A 2,445-nucleotide genomic window follows, 5' to 3' on the forward strand; every position below is an offset into this window, starting at 1 on the left:
CTGCGAAGGTTACATGATATCAGCCAGACTTGGAAACTATCTCATCAAATTAGTTCCCCCATAGAACCTCCTTGAGCCATCTTGCACACTTTTCTCTTTTTGTCAAATTTTATGTTAAGAAAGATGTGACTAATGGATAGCTTTTTAGGTAGGAGAATTGCCAGATTCTTTCTTTGGCACGAGTGCCTGTCGCCCCTTGGCTTCAGAAACTGATAACTAATTCCGGGCTGATGGCTTTTTGGCTTAAGATAAAGTTTAGCCCTCGATCGAGTTTTCGTGTTTTCATGGTTTTACAACTGCGCGTCTATGTTCCCGAACACCCTCTGGTTAAGCATTGGCTGGCGATCGCCCGCGATCAAAATACCCCCTCGGTACTGTTTAAAACAGCGATGACGGAACTAGGGCGCTGGTTAACCTACGAAGCGGCGCGGCAATGGTTGCCGACCCTGGAAACTAGCGTTAAAACCCCTCTAGCGGAATGTCCGGCTACTTTTATCGATCCTAGCGTACCGATCGCCGTAGTCCCGATTTTACGCGCAGGATTAGCCCTGTTGGAAGGGGCGCAAAGCCTTTTACCCCTAGCTAGTACCTATCACCTCGGTTTAGCCAGAAACGAGGAAACCCTAGAGGCGAGTTGTTATTTAAATAAATTACCAGCTAGTTTTGATCCAGCCACGAGAGTGTTAATTCTTGAACCGATGTTAGCCACGGGGGGATCAATTTCAACGGCAATGGCAGAAATTACCAGCAGAGGCGTTGATCCTGCCCTAATTCGCCTGATTTCCGTGGTGGCTGCCCCGCCGGCTTTACAGAAATTGAGTCAAAATTATCCCAGCTTGAACATCTATACGGCTATTATCGATGAAGGACTAAATAGCCGTGGTTACATCGTGCCGGGGTTGGGCGATGCCGGCGATCGAGCTTTTGGAACCTATTAGGAGAAAAACGGATTATGAGTCAGCGAGATGGGTTTGCCGGCGGTTTTTTGGCTGGTGCGATTGTCGGTGGTTTAGTGGGCGGTGTTTTGGGGACAGTGTTGGCTAATCGCAGCCGTCGCGGTTTAGCAGCTGGTGATAATCAGTCTTTTTTGGAAGATATCCGCCATGGGCGCTTGACTCCAGAGGAAGGCATGGAAATGGCCCGCCGCAGTTTAGAAGATAAAATTGCCCAGTTAAATCTAGCGATCGATGATGTGCGTCAACAGTTAGGATCGGTACAGGAAAACGGCAGCGATCATTAAATAGGGTTGGCTGAATAAATCTCAAAACCTTTATATAACTGCGAGTTAGGGATAGGTATAGCTGCTGCTTAAAAGTTGCCAAAAATTAATCAAATCAAGGAGAATTTGTTCTCAATTATCAAAATTGAGATAGTTTATGCCCCTTAAATAAAGAGGTTTTGATAACCAAATTAAAGCAGCTCTAAAGAGTTTTGAGTTAAAAGTAAAACTTCAAGTTTTCATTCAGAATAAATAAGTAGTCGTGCAAAATTAATTTCCTAGTCGAGACGGGAGACGGGAGACAGCTATTAGGGATCGGATTTGAGTTTTCAGTTCACTGTTTCCTCACACCAGAAGTCTGACGGAGTAGTGGCTTAGATATGTAATTAATTTTGCTTAGGTACTTAACTAATATGGAATTACGAGGGATAGAACGCAGTAAGGAAATTGGAGCGTTAGAAAACGGGTTTCTCCGAGAAACCATGAGAAAACGGTTTTTTTTGAAGAAACCCGTTTTCTTGTAATAAATGTTAATTTCTATTACAGAGGTCTTGAAAGATTGGGGATTGTTAGGCTAAAACTGTTAGCAATAAACCTTTGCTGTTAATGTCATGACTTCCTCTCTTTTGCCGATTCTTCCTGTTGTTGACGATGTTTTGTTTAATTTCGCTCAATCTGATGGCTTTTGGGCGAATTTGGCTATCGCTTTTGGAGCAAGTTATGATGTGGTTAAAGCGACGCAATTACGACAACAGTGGCAAAGCCGAAATTTTAGTCAAATTCCCCCAATTGAGGTACTCAGTGATGAGGTTTTAGGGACGGCGAATGGTGCATATTCCAGCAGTACCAATAAGATTTATCTATCAGCATCTTTTTTAAATACGGCCTCGTCAGCAACGATAGTTAAGGTAATTTTAGAAGAAATTGGGCATTATGTAGATGCTCAAATTAATCAGGTGGATAGTGCGGGAGATGAGGGGGCAATTTTTGCGGAGTTGGTTCAAGGAAATAGTCTGGATGTGGCAACCTTAGACGCTTTACGAGGAGAGAATGACCAGACAACAATTATAATAAATGGGGAAAGTAGGCTCTTCCGAACTTGTCATGTAAAATTAAATAAAAAACAGACAATTATTGCTGACCAATAAAACAATAATTTATCTTTAAAAGCTCACTATGCTTGCAATACAGCAATTTATTGGTTAAAATATAAACAGCCAAGACCA

The 2,445-nt window shown here is 42.6% G+C and carries 2 protein-coding genes and 1 pseudogene; all 3 read left to right on the top strand.

What is annotated here, in order from left to right:
* Positions 1 to 284 precede the first annotated feature (284 nt).
* Positions 285 to 938 (top strand): uracil phosphoribosyltransferase, encoded by a 654-nt coding sequence (gene upp, locus ACOCD9_RS00320; RefSeq protein WP_287700110.1) that lies wholly within the window; start codon positions 285 to 287, stop codon positions 936 to 938.
* Positions 939 to 952: 14 nt separating this feature from the next.
* A complete protein-coding gene (locus ACOCD9_RS00325) occupies positions 953 to 1,240 on the top strand; it encodes a hypothetical protein (protein WP_287700109.1) in 288 nt (95 codons plus the stop codon).
* A 590-nt stretch (positions 1,241 to 1,830) separates the two neighbouring features.
* Positions 1,831 to 2,301 (top strand): annotated as a pseudogene (locus tag ACOCD9_RS00330) (hemolysin); the annotation flags it as partial.
* Positions 2,302 to 2,445 lie beyond the last annotated feature (144 nt).

It is taken from the genome of Microcystis sp., assembly GCF_048564745.1.
Classification (GTDB): domain Bacteria; phylum Cyanobacteriota; class Cyanobacteriia; order Cyanobacteriales; family Microcystaceae; genus Microcystis; species Microcystis ichthyoblabe_A.

Coding starts and splice junctions, on each gene's coding strand:
- upp (WP_287700110.1), top strand. CDS start 285: ATGGTTTTACAACTGCGCGTCTATGTTCCCGAACACCCTCTGGTTAAG.
- ACOCD9_RS00325 (WP_287700109.1), top strand. CDS start 953: ATGAGTCAGCGAGATGGGTTTGCCGGCGGTTTTTTGGCTGGTGCGATT.